Origin of the sequence: Microbacterium sp. MMO-56 (genome assembly GCF_037146215.1) — a bacterium.
Lineage (GTDB): Bacteria > Actinomycetota > Actinomycetes > Actinomycetales > Microbacteriaceae > Microbacterium.
The window spans coordinates 1-16,891 of record NZ_JBBCVW010000013.1 but is presented as its reverse complement, the minus strand read 5'-3'; the positions used below and the strand labels follow the sequence as shown (position 1 = coordinate 16,891).

General features: G+C 69.5%; 24 protein-coding genes. 17 read left to right on the top strand and 7 right to left on the bottom strand.

The genetic code is table 11. The features are described 5' to 3' along the window. Window positions 1-159: 159 nt before the first annotated feature. On the bottom strand, window positions 160-1,191 hold the full coding sequence (gene fbaA, locus WFI00_RS12020) for a class II fructose-bisphosphate aldolase (RefSeq protein WP_336632611.1): 1,032 nt from the start codon (window positions 1,189-1,191) through the stop codon (window positions 160-162). 238 nt (window positions 1,192-1,429) lie between these two features. On the opposite strand from fbaA, the gene glpX reads away from it, so the two are divergent. Together glpX and WFI00_RS12010 are read left to right on the top strand one after the other, a co-directional pair. Next, entirely contained in the window at window positions 1,430-2,419 is a 990-nt protein-coding gene (gene glpX / locus WFI00_RS12015; protein ID WP_336632612.1) for a class II fructose-bisphosphatase, read from the top strand. A gap of 238 nt (window positions 2,420-2,657) precedes the next feature. After that, window positions 2,658-2,852 (top strand): UDP-N-acetylmuramyl pentapeptide phosphotransferase, encoded by a 195-nt coding sequence (locus tag WFI00_RS12010; protein WP_336632613.1) that lies wholly within the window; start codon window positions 2,658-2,660, stop codon window positions 2,850-2,852. A gap of 420 nt (window positions 2,853-3,272) precedes the next feature. Here the strand turns inward: WFI00_RS12010 and rmuC are convergent, their stop codons facing one another. From rmuC to adhP, 3 genes are all read right to left on the bottom strand, one after another. After that, the gene (gene rmuC / locus WFI00_RS12005; RefSeq protein WP_336632614.1) at window positions 3,273-4,712 is read right to left on the bottom strand and encodes a DNA recombination protein RmuC; all 1,440 of its coding nucleotides are present in this window, start codon (window positions 4,710-4,712) and stop codon (window positions 3,273-3,275) included. Window positions 4,713-4,798: 86 nt separating this feature from the next. Continuing rightward, the gene (locus tag WFI00_RS12000; protein WP_336632615.1) at window positions 4,799-5,398 is read right to left on the bottom strand and encodes an exonuclease domain-containing protein; all 600 of its coding nucleotides are present in this window, start codon (window positions 5,396-5,398) and stop codon (window positions 4,799-4,801) included. A gap of 135 nt (window positions 5,399-5,533) precedes the next feature. Then, window positions 5,534-6,601, bottom strand: coding sequence for an alcohol dehydrogenase AdhP (adhP, locus tag WFI00_RS11995; protein WP_336632616.1), 1,068 nt, complete (start codon window positions 6,599-6,601; stop codon window positions 5,534-5,536). Window positions 6,602-6,735: 134 nt separating this feature from the next. Between adhP and WFI00_RS11990 the strand changes: the two genes are divergently transcribed. After that, entirely contained in the window at window positions 6,736-7,500 is a 765-nt protein-coding gene (locus tag WFI00_RS11990) for a class I SAM-dependent methyltransferase (RefSeq protein ID WP_336632617.1), read from the top strand. Window positions 7,501-7,547: 47 nt separating this feature from the next. Here the strand turns inward: WFI00_RS11990 and WFI00_RS11985 are convergent, their stop codons facing one another. From WFI00_RS11985 to WFI00_RS11975, 3 genes are read right to left on the bottom strand one after another with little or no spacing between them, the layout of a single operon-like run. Then, entirely contained in the window at window positions 7,548-8,972 is a 1,425-nt protein-coding gene (locus WFI00_RS11985) for a recombinase family protein (protein WP_336638489.1), read from the bottom strand. After that, window positions 8,969-9,433 carry an ImmA/IrrE family metallo-endopeptidase gene (locus tag WFI00_RS11980; protein ID WP_336632619.1) on the bottom strand — a complete coding sequence of 155 codons (465 nt, stop codon included), beginning with the start codon at window positions 9,431-9,433 and terminating at the stop codon, window positions 8,969-8,971. Before WFI00_RS11980 ends, WFI00_RS11985 begins: the two co-directional genes overlap by 4 nt. Next, window positions 9,430-9,837, bottom strand: a complete 408-nt coding sequence (locus WFI00_RS11975; protein WP_336632620.1) for a helix-turn-helix domain-containing protein — start codon at window positions 9,835-9,837, stop codon at window positions 9,430-9,432. Before WFI00_RS11975 ends, WFI00_RS11980 begins: the two co-directional genes overlap by 4 nt. Window positions 9,838-9,990: 153 nt before the next feature. Between WFI00_RS11975 and WFI00_RS11970 the strand changes: the two genes are divergently transcribed. The 14 genes from WFI00_RS11970 (at window position 9,991) to WFI00_RS11905 (ending at window position 16,788) form a co-directional block, all read left to right on the top strand. Then, the gene (locus WFI00_RS11970; RefSeq protein ID WP_336632621.1) at window positions 9,991-10,209 is read left to right on the top strand and encodes a helix-turn-helix domain-containing protein; all 219 of its coding nucleotides are present in this window, start codon (window positions 9,991-9,993) and stop codon (window positions 10,207-10,209) included. Between the two features lie 538 nt (window positions 10,210-10,747). Beyond that, window positions 10,748-10,909, top strand: a complete 162-nt coding sequence (locus tag WFI00_RS11965; RefSeq protein WP_336632622.1) for a hypothetical protein — start codon at window positions 10,748-10,750, stop codon at window positions 10,907-10,909. Then, complete coding sequence (locus tag WFI00_RS11960; protein ID WP_336632623.1) at window positions 10,906-11,265, top strand: hypothetical protein; 360 nt, start codon at window positions 10,906-10,908, stop codon at window positions 11,263-11,265. Before WFI00_RS11965 ends, WFI00_RS11960 begins: the two co-directional genes overlap by 4 nt. 115 nt (window positions 11,266-11,380) lie before the next feature. Beyond that, on the top strand, window positions 11,381-12,319 hold the full coding sequence (locus WFI00_RS11955; protein ID WP_336632624.1) for a YqaJ viral recombinase family protein: 939 nt from the start codon (window positions 11,381-11,383) through the stop codon (window positions 12,317-12,319). Beyond that, window positions 12,316-12,501, top strand: coding sequence for a hypothetical protein (locus WFI00_RS11950; protein ID WP_336632625.1), 186 nt, complete (start codon window positions 12,316-12,318; stop codon window positions 12,499-12,501). Before WFI00_RS11955 ends, WFI00_RS11950 begins: the two co-directional genes overlap by 4 nt. Beyond that, window positions 12,498-12,710, top strand: coding sequence for a hypothetical protein (locus tag WFI00_RS11945; protein ID WP_336632626.1), 213 nt, complete (start codon window positions 12,498-12,500; stop codon window positions 12,708-12,710). Before WFI00_RS11950 ends, WFI00_RS11945 begins: the two co-directional genes overlap by 4 nt. Then, window positions 12,707-13,516: a hypothetical protein gene (locus WFI00_RS11940; RefSeq protein ID WP_336632627.1), complete on the top strand. Its 810-nt coding sequence runs from the start codon at window positions 12,707-12,709 to the stop codon at window positions 13,514-13,516. The genes WFI00_RS11945 and WFI00_RS11940 overlap by 4 nt, the downstream gene beginning before the upstream one ends. After that, window positions 13,513-13,743, top strand: a complete 231-nt coding sequence (locus WFI00_RS11935) for a hypothetical protein (RefSeq protein ID WP_336632628.1) — start codon at window positions 13,513-13,515, stop codon at window positions 13,741-13,743. The genes WFI00_RS11940 and WFI00_RS11935 overlap by 4 nt, the downstream gene beginning before the upstream one ends. After that, window positions 13,740-14,189: a hypothetical protein gene (locus WFI00_RS11930; RefSeq protein WP_336632629.1), complete on the top strand. Its 450-nt coding sequence runs from the start codon at window positions 13,740-13,742 to the stop codon at window positions 14,187-14,189. The genes WFI00_RS11935 and WFI00_RS11930 overlap by 4 nt, the downstream gene beginning before the upstream one ends. Window position 14,190: 1 nt before the next feature. Then, window positions 14,191-14,505, top strand: coding sequence for a hypothetical protein (locus WFI00_RS11925; RefSeq protein WP_336632630.1), 315 nt, complete (start codon window positions 14,191-14,193; stop codon window positions 14,503-14,505). A 115-nt stretch (window positions 14,506-14,620) separates the two neighbouring features. After that, window positions 14,621-15,007 carry a hypothetical protein gene (locus WFI00_RS11920; RefSeq protein ID WP_336632631.1) on the top strand — a complete coding sequence of 129 codons (387 nt, stop codon included), beginning with the start codon at window positions 14,621-14,623 and terminating at the stop codon, window positions 15,005-15,007. A 134-nt stretch (window positions 15,008-15,141) separates the two neighbouring features. Further along, window positions 15,142-15,297 (top strand): hypothetical protein, encoded by a 156-nt coding sequence (locus WFI00_RS11915; RefSeq protein WP_336632632.1) that lies wholly within the window; start codon window positions 15,142-15,144, stop codon window positions 15,295-15,297. 379 nt (window positions 15,298-15,676) lie between these two features. Then, window positions 15,677-15,955: a hypothetical protein gene (locus WFI00_RS11910; protein ID WP_336632633.1), complete on the top strand. Its 279-nt coding sequence runs from the start codon at window positions 15,677-15,679 to the stop codon at window positions 15,953-15,955. Then, window positions 15,952-16,788, top strand: a complete 837-nt coding sequence (locus WFI00_RS11905; protein WP_336632634.1) for a DNA cytosine methyltransferase — start codon at window positions 15,952-15,954, stop codon at window positions 16,786-16,788. The genes WFI00_RS11910 and WFI00_RS11905 overlap by 4 nt, the downstream gene beginning before the upstream one ends. Window positions 16,789-16,891: the final 103 nt, after the last annotated feature.

Here is a 16,891-nt window from a genome sequence, read left to right as displayed (position 1 = left end):
CGCGCGGTGTCTGTGGCGCGTCCGCGTGGTGTGTCCGCGGTGCGCCCGCGTGGTGTGTCCGCGGCGCGCCGGGCGGTGTGTCTGCGGCGCGCGCCGGTGGAACGGCGAACGCCCCGCCCTCCGAGTCGGGAGGCGCGGGGCGTTCGTATCGGGCCGCGATCAGGCGCTGATCGAGTGCCCCGCCGAGCCGAGCTGCTGCGTGGCCTCGACCACGCGAGCGGCCATCGCGCTCTCGGCGATCTTGCCCCACGCGCGCGGGTCGTACGCCTTCTTGTTTCCGACCTCGCCGTCGACCTTGAGGACGCCGTCGTAGTTGCTAAACATGAAGCCGGCGACCGAACGCGTGAACGCGTACTGCGTGTCGGTGTCGATGTTCATCTTCACGACGCCGTTCGCGACGGCGAGGGCGATCTCCTCGGGCGTCGATCCGCTGCCGCCGTGGAAGACGAGGTCGAGCGGCTTGGCGCCCGTGCCGAACTTCTCCGCGATACCGGCCTGGATCTCGCCGAGCAGCTCCGGGCGGAGCTTCACGTTGCCGGGCTTGTAGACGCCGTGCACGTTGCCGAACGTGAGCGCGGCGATGTAGCGACCGTTCTCGCCGAGGCCGAGAGCGTCGACGAACTTCGAGACGTCGGCGGTCGTGGTGTAGAGGGCCTCGTTCGATCCCTCGTGCTTGACGCCGTCCTCCTCGCCGCCGACGACGCCGATCTCGACCTCGAGGATCGCGTTGATGTTCTTCATGCGCGGGAGGAGGTCCTTCGCGATCTCGATGTTCTCATCGAGCGGAACGGCCGATCCGTCCCACATGTGCGACTGGAAGATGGGGTTGCGGCCCGCCTTGACCTCCTCCTCGGAGGCGGCGATGAGCGGCAGGACGAAGTCCTCGAGCGCGGGCTTCGGGCAGTGGTCGGTGTGGAGGGCGACCGTGATCGGGTAGTTCTTCGCGACCTCGGTCGCGAACTTCGCGAACGCGAGCGCGCCGGTGGCGCGACCCTTGACCGTGTGGCCGGCGAAGTAGTCGGCGCCGCCGGTGGTGACCTGGATGATGCCGTCGGATCCGGCCTCGGTCAGACCCTGCAGGACAGCGTTGATCGACTGCGAGCTGGCGGCGTTGATCGCGGGGAAGGCGTAGCCGCCGGCCTTCGCCTTGTCCAGCATCTCGGCGTACTGCTCGGGGGTTGCGACGGGCATTTCCACTCCTCAGGTGTGCGGTTGTCTGCACCGTCACTCTATCGAAGGGCGGCCGTTCGCCGTGGCCCGCCCACCGGGCAAAAGCCGGGCCCGAGCACCGTGCCACGCGCTCGCGCACCGCGTGCGTCCGCACCCCGGATGCGGGGCGATTGCCGGGGCCGTAAGAATCACGTTTTCTTCGCCCGCGCGGGCCCGGATTGGCCCGTGTCCGTGCGGACAATGGTCGTAGGCTCAGGGCATGGTGAGTCTGACCGCGGACATGAGCCCGCTGCATCCCGACCGAAACCTCGCTCTCGAACTGGTCCGTGCGACCGAGGCGGCGGCGATCCGATCGGTGCCGTTCATCGGTCGAGGCCAGAAGGAGCTCGCCGACGGCGCGGCGGTGGATGCGATGCGCGCGTTCCTCACGACCGTGAACTTCGACGGTGTGATCGTCATCGGCGAGGGGGAGAAGGACAACGCTCCCATGCTCTTCAACGGCGAGCACGTGGGCACCGGCCGCGGGCCGCAGTGCGACATCGCGGTCGACCCGATCGACGGCACGACGCTGACCGCCGAAGGGCGCAACAACGCGCTGTCCGTGCTGGCGGTCGCCGACCGCGGCGCGATGCTCGACGCGTCGAGCGTGTTCTACATGGACAAGATCGTCACGGGGCCGGCCGGGGTCGGCGTCGTGGACATCCGCCTCCCCGTCGCGGAGAACATCCACCGGCTCGCGAAGGCGCTCGGCAAGCCCGTCGACGAGCTCGTCGTGTCGGTGCTGAACCGCCCCCGCCACGCACGGCTGATCGAGGAGATCCGGGAGACCGGTGCGGGGACCCGCCTCATGAGCGACGGCGACGTCGCCGGCGGCATCAACGCGGCGCGCCACAACGCGCGCACCGACATGTGCATCGGCATCGGCGGCAGCCCGGAGGGCGTCGCCACCACGTGCGCGATCAAGGCGCTGGGCGGGCACATCCAGGGTCGGCTGTGGCCGCGCGACGACGACGAGAAGCAGCGTGGAATCGATGCGGGCTTGAAGCTCGACGACTACGTCTATGAAGCCGACGAGATGGTGCGGGGCAAGAACACGATCTTCGTCGCCACGGGCGTCACCAACGGCGAGCTCGTCGCGGGTGTCCGGCGCGACGGCGACTTCGTCTACACCGAGAGCGTCGTGCTGCGCGGGGCCTCCGGCACACTGCGTCGCATCAGCTCGGAGCACCTCACCTCCAAGTGGCTGTGACCGCCCTCCCGGCCCCCGCGCGCGTGCGGTAGCCGCCGGGCGGGGTGTCGTTCGGCGCGGGGATGGCCGTGCGGTTCGGCGCGGGCGTGTGGTCCGGCGCGCGGAGGTGCCGGGGGGCGCTCGGTCTCGATTGGGAAAAGATCCGGCTGCCGCTCCTGACCGTCGGCGTCCGCTCTGGCAGAATGGGTGACGGTCACCGGAGACCGGATCGTCGTCCACGCCATCACCGGGAGTTCCCATGTCCGCAGCATCCAACAGTCCGAGGACTGGTCAGATCGCGGTCGCCGTCGACGCCGCGCGTCGCCCCGACGTGCTCCTGCGTCGGCGCCTGCCGGACGGACATCGGATCAGCGCCTGGTGGATGATCGGCGCGTTCGTGACCGTCTCCGTCGGCGTGGTGGCGCTTCTCAACACCTTCCCTAGCGGCTACTGAGTCGCCGCGGCTGCGGCTGCGGCTGCGGGCCCCTGGTCGGCGTGGGCTGCCGCTCGCGCCCACCCACGCGGGTTTGGGGTCGCAAATGGTCGGTCACCCGCGGGATCCGTGTCGCAAATCGTCGCTCAGCGGGGTGGATAGCGACATATCGCGACACTGATCCTGAGGGTGCGGCCCGGCGTGCCGCCCAGCGCGGGAGCGCGCGCCACGTGCAGATGGGGTGGATGCGCCGCGCTCGGGCGTGCTGCCCCGGGTGACAGGTGTAGGTTCGGGGTCGGGTGTGGTCGGCCGTGCTCGAGTTCGGGGTCGCGCGTGGTCGCTTCGGCTCGCCGGTGGCGACCGTTGGCGACCCCAAACCTGGTGGGGCGACCGACGACCGCGCGCGCGGTCGCTGGGGTGGAGCCCGCGTGGGGCGTGGGGTCAGAGGCGGCCGCGGAGGTCACCCAGGTCCGCACCCGTGCCGGGCACATGCTCCGCGCCGGAGCTGGTCGCGTGCGCCGCACCCGTGCTGGCCGCGTGCTCCGCGCCGGAGCTGGTCGCGTGCGCCGCACCCGTGCCGGGCACGTGCTCCGCGCCGGCGGCGGGGCCCGCAGCTACGGCAGGTGACTCGTGGTCCGCGCCGGCGGGGTCGTCGGCTACGTGTGCGGTGAACTCGGGCGCGGTCAGCTTGCGCGGGAGCTTCTCGATCGGTGCGGGGGCCGCGGTGGCATCCAGCTTCGTGTCGTCGATCCCGGGGAAGCGGCGGGCGCTCACCAGCACGCGAGACTCCAGCGACCCGGCGAAGCGGTTGTAGGTGTCGACGGTCCGCTCGATCGCGCGCCGCAGATCGTCGGCGTGGCTCGCGAGCCCACCGAGCCGCTGGTAGAGCTCGTTGCCGAGATCGAACAGTCGCCTCGCCTCGGTGGAGACGTCCTGCTGCGTCCAGGTGTAAGCGACGGTCTTCAGCACCGCCCAGAGGTTCACCGGCGAGGCGAGAGCCACCCGGCGGCCGAAGGCGTAGTCGAGCAGGCTCGGGTCTTCCTCGAGGGCCGCGGCGAGGAGCGACTCGCTCGGGATGAAGCAGATCACGAACTCCGGGCTGGACTCGAGCCCGGTCCAATAGCGCTTCGCCGCCAGGGCATCGACGTGCGCCCGCACGGCCTTGACGTGTTTCTGCAGCAGCTGCGCCCGGAGTGCGCCGGGTTCGCCCTGAGCGGTCACGGGGATCGCGGATGCCTCGAGGTAGGCATCCAGCGGCACTTTGGCGTCGACGGCGATCGCCTTTCCTCCGGGAAGGCGCACCACCATGTCGGGGCGGCCGGCTCCGGCGTCGGAGGTCAGCGACGACTGCGTGTCGAAGTCCACATACCGGGTGAGTCCCGCGGACTCCACCACGCGGCGCAGCTGCGTCTCCCCCCAGACTCCGCGCGTCGCGTTCGAGCGCAGGGCTCCGGCGAGGGACTCGGTGGTCGCCCGCAGCGCCTCGTCGGCCTCGTGCGAGCGGCGCAGCTGCTCCGCGATCGATCCGTACTGCGCCTGCCGCTCGCGTTCGAGCTCGTCGACCTTGTGCTGCATCGACTGCAGCGTCTCCTGAACCGGCGCCAGTGCGCGCAGCAGCACCTGTTCGCGCCGCTCGCGGTCCTGCTGGGCGGCGTGGTCGGCCCGGGACTGATCGCCGAGCTCGCGGGTGAGCGCGCGCTGCTGCTCGAGCTGCTCGCTCAGCGACCGCTGCCCGGCCTCGGCCGAGACCGCTCGTGCGGTGAGCGCCGTCCGCTCCGCCGATGAGCGCTCCGCGGCGCGCGCGGACTGGCCGAACCAGCCCGCCAGGAAGCCAGCGAACACGCAGCAGACGGCGAGGGAGGTGACGATGACGGCATCCATGAGGGCAGTATGGGCGGATCCTCGGATATCGGCGGGATGCCCCGCGGCGCAGACCGCCCGCGAGGAGGCCCCACGGGCGCGGCGGATCAGCCCCGCAGCGCCGGGGCGGCGCTCTCGGCCGCGGGGATCTGCGGCACCCGCACCCCGAGGAGCATCGCCAGCTCGACGATGTCTCCCGCCGCGCTTCGCGCCGCCGCGTCGATCATGATGTGGGCGCACGCGAGGGCGTCCGCGCTCGCATCGTGGTGGGCGAAGTCCAGGAACCCCGCGGCCGCGGCGACGGCGGGAAGGCGGTACGAGGCCAGCTCGTACGTCTTGCGCGCGACCTGGAGGCTGCAGACGTACCGGTACGGCGGGCACACGGCGTCCGTGACCTCGCAGGCGCGGCGCAGCACCGAGACGTCGAAGCCGGCGTTGTGCGCGACGAGCACGTCGTCTCCGATGAACTCCGTCAGGGCCGGGAGCTGCGCGGTCCAGCCGTCGGCGTCCGCGACGTCCTCCTCGCGGATGCCGTGGATGCCGGTGTTCAACTCGAAGAACCGGTCGTGACCGGCCGGCGGGCGGATCAGCCAGCCCGCGGAGGCCACGACACGGCCGTCGCGCACGCGCGCGAGGCCGACGGCGCAGGCGGACGCGCTCGAGGAGTTCGCCGTCTCGAAGTCGATCGCGGTGAAATCCAGAGCCACGGATCCACCTTCGCCCGGGCCGCGGGCGGGGGAGCGGAGGCGCGCCGGGACGCCCTCGACACGAGGGGGCGACGAGAGCGACACGACAGCGGGGAGCGATCCTGCTGCGATCGCTCCCCGCCGGTCCGTGCGTCGTCAGTACTTCATGACGATGCGGCCCTCGATCTTGCCCCGCTGCATCCGATCGAAGATGTCGTTGATGTCGTCGATGGTCTCGACGTGCACCGTGGGGTGGATCTGGCCGCGCGCGTAGAAGTCGAGCGCCTCGATCATGTCCTGGCGGGTGCCGACGATCGATCCGCGCACCGTAATCGCCCGCAGGACGATGTCGAAGATGTCGGCGTCGAAGGTCCCCGGCGGGAGGCCGTTGAACACGATCGTGCCGCCTCGTCGCACCGCGCCGAGCGCCTGATCGAACGCACGGGGATGGACGGCGGTGACGAGCACGCCGTGCGCGCCGCCGGTCAGCTCCTGGATCTTGGAACCGGGCTCGTGGTCGGCGGCGTTGACGGTGACCTCCGCGCCGTGACCGCGGGCGAGGTCGAGCTTCGCGTCGTCGACGTCGACGGCGACGACCCGCATGCCCATGGCGCGCGCGTACTGAACCGCGATGTGCCCGAGTCCGCCGATGCCGGAGATCACGACCCACTCGCCGGGGCGGACGCCGGTCATCTTGAGGCCCTTGTAGACGGTGACGCCCGCGCAGAGGATCGGTGCGACCTCGACGGGGTCGGCACCCTCGGGGATGCGCGCGGCGAAGCGCTCGTCGACGAGCATGTACTCTCCGAAGCTGCCGTCCACGGAGTACCCGCCGTTCTGCTGCTCGGGGCAGAGCGTCTCCCATCCGGTGCGGCAGTACTCGCACGTGCCGCACGCGGACCAGAGCCACGCGTTCCCCACCTTCTGCCCGACCTCGAGCGTCGTCACGCCCGGTCCGACGGCGACGACCTCCCCGTACCCCTCGTGCCCGGGGATGAGGTCGCCCTTGGGGGCGACCGGCCAATCGCCGTGGGCGGCGTGCAGATCGGTGTGGCAGACACCGCTCGTGATGACCTTGACGAGCGCCTGGCGGGGTCCGGGGGTGGGGATCGCGACCTCTTCGACCACCAGCGGCTGGTCCGAGGTCTTCACGACGGCGGCGCGCATCGTGGTGGCCGGCGCGGTCTTCGTCGCGACGGCAGGGGTATCGGTCAGAGTCGTCATTGACATCACTTCCTCTCGGCGGAGCCATTCCGCCAGGTGCCCTCGACGGTAGGACGGGCGACGTTGCATGTGGTTGCGACGGACGGTTCGGAGCGCGTGGACGGGATGTCCGCGGGGCGGCGTATCGTCGGGGCATGGCGACGCGAGACGAGATGGCGAGGAGCTTCGGGGCGGCCTCGGCCGCCTACGAGCAGGGCCGGCCCGGCTATCCTGCCGAGGCGGTCGAGTGGATGCTGGAGCCCGCCGGTTCCCATCCGCGCGTCGTCGACGTCGGCGCCGGCACGGGAAAGCTCACCCGCGTGGTCGCGGAGGTCGTCGCCGAGCGCGGCGCGGACGTGATCGCCGTCGAACCGGATGCCGCGATGCTCGACGCCCTCCGCGCAGCGCTGCCGGGAGTGGAGACGCTCGTCGGCAGCGCGGAGGACCTGAACCTGCCGGATGCGAGTGTCGATGCCGCCGTGTTCGGTCAGGCCTGGCACTGGGTGGACCCGGTGGCGGGATCGGCCGAGATCGGTCGCGTCGTGAGGCCCTGCGGGGTACTGGGCCTCGTCTGGAACATCCGTGACGAGTCGGTCCCCTGGGTCGGGCGCCTGGGCGCCATCATGAAGGGCAGTCACGCGGAGCAGCTGCTCGCAGCCGGCGGACCCGAGGTCGCCGATCCGTTCGGGCCACTGGCGGAACGCACGTGGCGGTGGTCGCGGCCGATGGACCGGGGGATGCTCACGGCGCTCGTGCGATCGCGCAGCTACATCATCACCGCGTCGGGGGATGAGCGTGCGCGGATCGATCGCGAGATCGGAGACCTGTTCGACGAGATCGGTGCCGTGGGCGATGCGACGGTGGAGCTGCCCTACGTCACCCGTGCCTTCCGCGCGAGGAGGGACGGCGCCCGCACGTAGACTGGACTCTCGTGGCTCTTACCATCGGAATCGTCTGATGGGTGTCTCTAACTCCGCGTGATGATCGAGTGCACGACCACGCGTCGAGGTGAGCCCGGGGGCAAGATCTCGATGCGGTCGACGAGGACGCGGATGGCCTCTCGTCGCCGTTCCACCGGAAGATCGTCCCAGGCGGACACGAGGTCGCCCACGAATGCGACGGGCTGGACGGTCGACTGCGCATTGAGTCGGCCAAGCTCGGATTCGAGGGCGAGCCTTTCGGCCTCGAGGCGGTCCCGGCGCCGCTCGTAGGCGTCCTTCGGGATGTCGCCGTCGAGGTACTTCTCGGTCGCATTGTCCAGCCGCTCGGCCAGGCCTGCGAGCTTGCGCGTGATTTCCGCTCGCGGGTCGGTCGTTGCGGGCGCGCGCCGCACAGGGGGCACGGCGTTCAGCTCCTCCCTGAACTGCTGCAGCCATTTCACTACCTCGGCGTCGATGACGTGCGCGGCTAGCGAGGCGTCCGCGTGACGCGTGTACTGGGACGACTCAACGCATGCGTACCGGGGTCGCCCGTGGTCGGTGCGACCGCCCATCTTTGAGCCGCAATGGCAGTAGAGGAGTCCGGAGTAGGTGTACGGCGATCGCTCGGCGCGTGGCCGTCGGCGCCGGGCGTCTCGTGCGTGCACGTACCGCGCCCATTCGTCGTCGGAGATGACCGGGGGGTGCGTGCCGGGGGCGAGTTGCTCGCGGAAGAGGATGAGGCCCGCGCCGAAGCCGGAGTCGAGCACGCGAAGGACGGAGACGGTGTTCCATCGCGCGTATCTCGGGTAGGCGCCGTTCACTGGGCGCGCGTCGGGGTTGGTGTAGCGTTCGGCGATGTCGCGCGCGGAGTCACCGGCTATGTACGCGCGGTACATCGCTGCGAGCACTTCGCCTTCTCGGGGATCGATGGAGTAGGTCTTCGTCTCGCGTGAGTAGACGTAGCCGAAGTGACGCTGTCCGTTCGGGGTGAGGCCGTGGCGCACGCGCCGCTCGAGAGTCTCCTTCCACGTTGCGCCGATCGAGCGCGCCATGAATTCGGCGTGTGCGACGAGGACACCGCGGCCGAAACCGCCAGCGGGTGTCTGGTCGTTCGGTTCGGTGGCGGAGAGGATGAGTCCGCCTGCTGTCTCGATCCTGTCCTCGGTGATCGCCCACTTGAGCTTGCTGCGGGCCGCGCGGTCCACGCGCCAGAGGACGAGAACGTCCGCCTGGTGCCCTTCGATCTGCTCGCAGCAGTAGGCGAGGCGCGTCCACCACGCCGACTTCTTCTTCGATCCGGACTCGTCGATCCCCTCGACCCATTCGACGATGTCGATTCCCTCGCGCTCGGCGAACTGCTCGATCGCGTAGCGCTGGTTCTCCGGGCTGATCATGCCGTCGCGTTCCTTCGAGACGCGGATAGCGCCGATGGCGCGGCGACGAGCGGGGCGGGGTAGGCGGGCGAGGTTCATCGCAGGGCGAGCTCTCTGTGATCCCATTGCCGCTCGCCCATGCGGGGCGCGAGGTATGTTGCGTCGCCGAGGCGGGTGAGGAGTCCGTGGAAAGCGGCGACCGTGCTTCGCATCACTCCGAGTTCGATGGCGATCGCGCCGAGGTGCCCTCGGTGGGATTCTTCGGCGGCTCGGTAGTCGTCGATGCTGATGAGTCGGAGCGCCGCCCATTCCTCTGCTGCGCGTTCCTGTTTGGCGTTCACGGGGCCGAATCGAGATCGTACGTGCCCGAACGAGGCGTGCCCGAGTTCGTGCGCCAGGACCGAACGAGTGTGCCTCGCGTGCAGGCCCTCCCGGATGCGAATGTGCCGGCGGGGGTGGTTGTAGTCCCCGTCTCGATCGGCGGGCAGGTCGTGCGTGTACTCGACCGTGACTCCCATCATGACGGCGAGGTCGGTGAGGTAGAGATCTGCGGGGGTCATGTCTCGTCCGTGGGCTCCGTCTCTCGGTTGCGAGCGGCTAGAGCAAGATCATCTGCCGAAGCTACGACATCGGCGGACGGGTTCACCATCTCGTCGGTGATGGCGTTGAGCGCGGCTTGCCCCGCAATCCCGCGGCGGCCGGTCGGGAGTGCTTCGAGTGCGCCCCCGATGATGCCGAGCCACATCTCCGTGTCGGGAGAGTAGTTGCCGCTGGTTGGGCTGATGCCGAGCACGGCGAGGATCGAGCGGAGATTGCTCTCCTGCGGTGCCATGCCGTTCTCAAGGTTCGAGATCGTCTGGCGGGTGAGGCCGGCCGCGGTCGCGAGGTCAGTTTGGGTCATTCCCAGCTCAAGGCGGCGCGCGCGAACACGAGACGCAAACTCGCGGCGCTCCGTGGCGGACATCCGACCGAAACCATTTTTTGACATGCCACGAGGCTATCGTGCCCAAGATTTCGGGGTCAAGTGTGGACACGGTTTGACTTGGTGCCCAAGAGATTCCGAAAACTTAGGCGTTGCGGCTAGACCCGACGCCAAAGAAATGGCAAAGTCTTGGGCATGGCATCACAGGCAGCTACCCCGGGGCAGGCGCTCAAAGCGCTTCGAGGCATGGCGGGGATGACTCTCAAGGAAGTCGCCTCCGAGGCGACGACCTCCATCGCGTACCTCTCGCGCGTCGAGAACGACGCGGTCGTACCCGCACAGGAGTACGTCGCGAAAGTCTCCTACGTGATCTCGCGGAAGATGATCGCCCGCACTCGGGCGGCCGCCGCATGAGTCCGTACGCCAACTCCGGACTCAGCGCGCAGGAGCGCATCGAGATCGCCGCGCACATCATCCGCGAGGGGCTCGAAGCGGTCTACGCCAGTCGGCCCATGCCGCAAGCGGCCTAGCTCTCGTCAGCCGGTCTGATGCCGGTCGCCTTCGGAGGGAGGCGAGAGTACGCACCTAGCGAACCGGGAACGGGGAGCCGGGACAGCAGAAGCACTTTGACAACTACACAGAGGAATCCGGGTCGGAAGCACTGAACCCGGGCGCAGTCCATCGGGACGCCATGCGACATCGTCGCCGCGTTCCTTCCGACGTCGCGCCCGGTGTGACGTGGACCCGAGGAGGGCCATGGCGGCCCTGGTGCTGGGTTCACCCGCGGTGAGAGCGCGGGACGGCACCGAAACAGACATTGGCTCGGCCGACTGGCGAAGACGATTCGGTCTTCAGTCGGGCACTCGCGCTGGATTCCGGCGCGTGGCGGGTTCGATCCCCGCCCGAGTCGCGACGACGGCACAGGGCCGTCACGGAAAGGGGCGGTCACCTCATGGCCGAGAACTACTGGCAGATCGAGAGAGTCGCCGCAGCTCACGGGATGACCGTCGAGGCGTGGCTCGCACATTGCGACGCGATCGAGGCGCGCGAGGCGAGTCGGCGCAAGGTCGACCGGCACATGCGTGCCGTCCCGCAGTACCGGGACGCAGCGTGAGCGCCCGGGTGATCGACGACGCGCGAGCCTTCGAGATCATCGCGCCGCACCTCGACGAGGCGCGTCGGCAGGAGATCGCGGAGGCGATCGCGTTGCGCCTCGCGCCGTCGGCGGGCAAGCGGTCGTCGGTGCCGTCCACGAGCACCGAGCCCGCTGAGCGGCCCGAGTACGCGATCGCCGAGTCCGACCCGGCCGTCGCGTACCTCCGCTCCCTCGGCTTCGCAGAGGGCGAGCTGGTGCGCGCCGCGGGCCGCCTGGCCGCCGCGGTCCGTGCGCACTGGCGTGGCGAGGGGCAACCGCCCGAGCGGGTGATCGCGGCCCTGTGGGACCAGATCACCGCGGAGGCGCGGCCGTGATCGACCTGACGGTCATCGGCTACTGGATCTTGATCGCGACCGCGGCGGGCCTGCTCGTCTGGGCCGCGATCCGAAACGAGCCGCCGAGGGCGGCGTGAAGGGCAGGGCAATGGGCATGACGAAACCGATCGCGCTCGTGTCGTCGGAGCACGAGGCCGAGTGGCACAAGCGCCGCAGTCAGGGCGTCACGAAGACCGACGTCACGCGGCTGATCTCCGGCACGATCGCATCGAAGCGCGCCGTGTACGCCGACAAGACCGGCGGGAAGACGTTCCACGGCAACCAGCACACCGAGCGCGGACACGCGTTCGAGGGCGGCATCGCGGCGTGGGTCGAAGCCGAGGTCGGGATCCCGGCATCCGGCGTCCTCTACGCGCACGGCGAGAACACCGCGTACCTGGCGACGCCGGACACGTTCATGTGGGACGACGGCGAGGGCGCGTTCGTCGAGATCAAGACGACCACGGCGGACTGGTCCGGCGGCCTGCCCCGGAGGATCGTCGACGACGTCCTCTGGCAGCGATTCGTGCTGGGCGCCGGGTACTCCGCGGTCGCGTGGCAGCAGTTCGACGAGGACGGCATGCCGCTCACCTTGGAACCGACCCTCGTCGAGGTGCCCGCCGATCCCGAGCGGACCGCGGCGCTCGTCGCCGCCGCCGAGGCATATCTGCAGTGGGTAGCGGCGGGCCGCCCCGACGTCGACTCCGACGTGCCGGTCGAGGTGCGCGACGCGGCCGAAGAGGTCGCGTCGATGAAGTCGCGCATCGCCGAGCTCGACGCGTTCGTGAAGGCGTGGGCGGAGTCCCAGCCGAACGCCGAGACGGCCGGCGTGAAGCGAGAGATCCCCGGAGCGGTGATCGCCCTGACCGTCACCCGCGGGAAGGAGTTCGACGAGGCCAAGGCCCGAGCGGACCACGCGGAACTGTTCGCCGTGTTCGATCACACGCTGACGGTGCTCGCCGACATCAAGAAGGACAAGACGTACCTGCGCGAGAAGGTCGGCCGACGTTGGTCGATCAGCGCACCGAAACCGAGAGAAGAGGTGGCCGCGTGATCGGCACAGCGAAGACGGAACTGCTCAAGCGCGTCATGGCCGGGGAGGCCGAGCCCGCGAACCGGGCCGAGCGCCGCGTGATCGAGCAGGACAAGCGCACGCAGGAGCGCCGCGCCCGGCGCGCGCGGGCGCGGGTGCAGCGAGCGCTCGCGAAGTACAGCACGGGGGAGGTCGCAGCGTGAACCGCAAGAAGACCCGACTCATCACGTCAGTCGAGGAACGGGTCACCGACCCGAACCGGTGGCACCCGCGCATCCGGCGCCGGGTGAAGGAGTGGGCCGGGGTGTACACCTTCACCCGCCGCCGCGGATGGGAGAAGCTCGCGCCCGTCGCCGAGATCGCCCCGACCCCGCCGGCCGCGCTCGCCTCGATCCGGAAGGCGGCGGCATGACCGAGTCCACCGACGAGCTGAAGGGCATCGGCGTCGCAGAGATGCGCGCCGCGGTGCAGGCGTCCGGCACCCTCGAGGGCATCGAGGGCCCTGACTTCCTGTCGCCGTCGGACGTGGACTGGCGTCCGTACTTCCGTGCCAGTGATGATGCGGAGCACCCGGAGTTCGCGCGGGTCACCGTGACGCGTGTCGGGCAGCGTCCACGCAACGTCGTGATCTCGTGGGCCGAGTGCGAGGCGGAGATCGAGTCCGAGCGTGAGCAGGCATGGGCTGACGGCCGCCGCCTGAAGCCGATGTCGATCTTCGGGGCTGAGGCCGAGCGTCACGCCTACCGGGTGGTGTTCGCCGACATCCTCGAACCGATCGTGCAGGCGCGGAAGGCGTCGGCGCTCCCGGCCATGCCCGGAGCGTGCGGGCGGCATCCACAGGGCACCTCGGAACCGTGCGCCGGATGCGCGCAGGTTCGACAACGCGCTGCGGAGGTGCACGGATCGCACCGTGACTGGCTCGCAGATCTCGCCGCGACGTCGTCGAAGGCCGAGGTCGATGCGCTGTTCGAGGATGCTCGCCAGGCGAAAGCGTTGAAGGACGCGACGTTGCACGAGGCGTTCACGCGCCGCCTACGCGAAGTGCTCGCATCGCCGAAAGTCGACGAGTGGGAGCCGCGGCCGACGCCGAATCCGACACTCGGGGTAGTCCCGTCACCGGCAGCGGTCGCTGCGAAGTCGAAGCCGCTCACGGTGCAGGCGCCGCGGCGTCCGCAGGGTGACCGGCCGCAGGGGCAGCGTCGGAAGGCGAAGCGATGAGCACTGCGGCGATCGCTGAGCTGCTGAGGCGCAGCGACGACTTCCCTCGCGATGACGGCGTGGCTGGTTTCGGCATGGACCGAGACGGGATGATCGCACTCTTGGCGGAGTGCACTCCGCGCCTCGATTCGATCGCGGTCCTTCCGAAGCACGTAGGCGACGGCGACATGACGTCGTTCGAGATCAAGGTGTACGTATCGTTCGCCCGGTCGGAGTTGCACGAGTGATCGCCGATCCCGGCACGGGGGAGGTCCGCCCGGTCACCGCGACCTGGGCGGAGCTCCGCGACCGGGCGCGGGCGTTCGAGGACGCCGCGCCGGAGACTCCGCCGGAGATCGATCGTCTGCTGCGCGAGATCGAGTCGCTCGGGTTCAAGCTCGCCGACTTCCAGGCGCGCGCGGCGACCGAGCTCGACGACGCCAAGCGCGTGCTGAACGCGCGGATGTCGATCCTCTCGGCGAAGTACGAGCTGAAGGGCCGCACTCAGACGATGGTCAACCGTCTCGCCGAGGCGGACGCCGCAGAGGAGGTCGCGGAGGTCGCGCGGCTGCAGATCATCGTCGACCACGCGCGCCGGATCGCCCGGGCGCTGTCGAGCAAGCACATCGGCTTGCAGAACACGAACAAGGGCCTACAGCCGCTCGCGGCGGGTCAGCACAGGAGAGGTGTGTGAGATGGCGGCAACGCTGAAGAATGGGGGCGCCGTTCTGGTGAGCATCGTTCCCGATACCTCGCGGTTCGAGGCGGCGATGCGGGAGGTCGGCGAGCACGCGCGACGTGTCGCGGCTTCGATTCGCGGTTTCGTGCTCGGGATCCCGTTCGCGAAACCTCCGGCGCGCGAGAGACGCGCGCAACGCAGGGCTGACGCGATGGAACGGCAGGAGCGGTACGACAACACGCCGACGTTCGACAAGCTCGCAGCGATCCAGTCGCGGCCGGGGGAGTCGAAACGGGAGCGGGCGCGTCTGCTCGCTACCGCGCTCGCATGATCGGGATGTTCAGCCTCGCCGCGATAGCGCTCGCGGCGGGGCTGTTCGCCATCCTCGTGCAGATGGGTGCGACCCGCCGCGAGCGGACTCCGGTCCACAACGAACAGGAGCAGTGATGAGCAGCCTGACCGCATACGACATCGGCGAGGACGGCGGGATGTGGCTCGTCGTCGGGCAGTTTGAGGTGCACCGCGAGACGATCAGCGTTGCGGAGGCTCGACTGGCAGTCATCGCCCTCCTCCGGGAGCAGCTTCTACCCGCGGACCATGAGGTGTTCACGAGCGAGACGCTCGCCGTGCTGGACGCGCCCGCCCGCGTCCATGAGTACCCGATCTACTCGGACCCCGCGACGGAGCGGGTCTACATGCGGTCGCCGATTGGCGGCACGCCGATCTGGGGCGACCGCATTGGTACGTGTGCCGTGGCGATCGGGTTCGACCTGCCAGATCACCGCACGGTGTGGCGCGAGATCGGGATGACTGGTTCGGGTGGTCCGTTATGAGCTTCACCGAGGTCGGTGGTAGGGCCCCGTGGTTCATGCAGGTTGTCGATGTGCGGATAGGCCACGAAGTCCTCGGATTCGACTACCCCATGCAAGGCGATCAGCGCCCTCCTCGCAGTCCGGGGTGATCCGTCATGAGCGCGCCGCGGACGCACCGCGGCACCTACTCGGACGTCGAGCGCGTTGACATGGTCGTCAAGCAGATGCCCATCCTCGGGTATGGCGTGTACTACGTCGAGGCGGTGCAGGCCGCGCGCGACGCGCTCGCTCAGCAATCGGCTGATCTGTAGCACGTGGCCCGTGATCGTCTGACGGGTCGGGCTCTCGCAGCAGTGAACGCGCTGGTCGACGACCGGGAAATGCGACGGTGCGCCCGCTGTGGCGTCGTGATCTGGGAGAACGGGTCACGACATCACAGGCAGCTCCGGTCCCGCGGCGGCGCCGACGCTGTCGAGAACCTGATTCTTGCGTGCGGATCCGGCACCACAGGGTGTCACGGATGGATGCACGCGAACCCTGCCGAGGCGACCCGCCTCGGTTTCATCGTGCCGTCGTGGGCTGACCCGGCGGCATGGCCGATGCTGCACGCCCTCTACGGGTGGTTGCGGCTACTACCTGACGGGACCGCCGAAGGGGTGGCCCCACCGACCTGAGAGGGACATGGGGCAGATGTCATCTTCGAGCCTGATCCACCTGGACCGCGAGCGCGCGAAGCGCCGCGGTGAACGCAAGCCGATGCAGGGCGCCGAACTGATCGACGAGGTTGTGTTCCTCCTCGATCAGGGCACGCACCCGCTGATGGCCGCACAGCAGCTCGGCCGCGACTGGGAGTCGATTCTCCGCACCGCGAAGGGCCTCGGCCGGTCCGAGGAGGTCAATCGGATCGACATCGACGCGTGGCGTCGGTTCGCGCCCCGGGAACGGAGCGGCTGGGGGTACGCGGCGTGACCCGGGAGATGCTGGCGCTCGATCTGTTCGCGGGGACGGGCTGGGGAGTTGCGCTGAAGGCGCGCGGCATCCGCGAGGCAGGCGTGGAGATCATGCCGGAGGCAGTCGCGTCCCGCGAGGCCGCGGGCATGGAGACGATCTACCGTGACGTTTGGGACGGGCTGCTCGGAGATCCGCGCCCCCGGCTGCTGACGGACATTGAGCGTGCGGAACGTAGACGAGCGTTCGCGAAGCCGACTGAAGAGTGGAGCGAACACGAGATTCAGATCGCTTCGCCGCCTTGCCAGTCGTTCAGCACGGCCGGTAAGGGAGCCGGACGGGCGGCGCTCAATGATGTGCTGCGCGCGATCGACGATCATGCGTACCGGCGTCCGGAGAGGCTGCGCGCCCTCGGCGCCGAGACGGACGATCGCACCGCGCTAGTGCTGACGCCGCTCGCGCACGTCTACCGGGATCGACCGATGTACATCGCGTGGGAGCAGGTGCCGCCGGTCTTGCCCGTGTGGCAGGCGTGCGGCGCGGTGCTCGAGCAGATGGGCTATTCGGTCTGGACAGGCATCATGCGCGCTGAGCAGTACGGCGTGCCGCAGACGCGTCGCCGGGCGGTGCTCATCGCCCGGAGGGATGGTGTTGTGGCAGCGATGCCGACGCCGACACACTCGCGGTACTACGAGCGTCAGCCGAAGCGCCTCGATCCAGGCGTGCCGTCATGGGTCAGCATGGCGAACGCGCTCGGGTTCGGCGGATTCGATCTGGTGGGCAATCAGGTGCCACGCGGCCGAGAACGTGGTGACTACCACTCGCGGCCGTCGAGCTCTCCCGCTCAGCCCTGATCCACCGTCGCGATTCGGTTGAGCCGCGTTTCGCTTTTCGTTGAGTTGTTTCGGCGGGCGGGCGTGCGTGTTCTGCCAGCCGGGGCTCTGGCTTATCCACGTC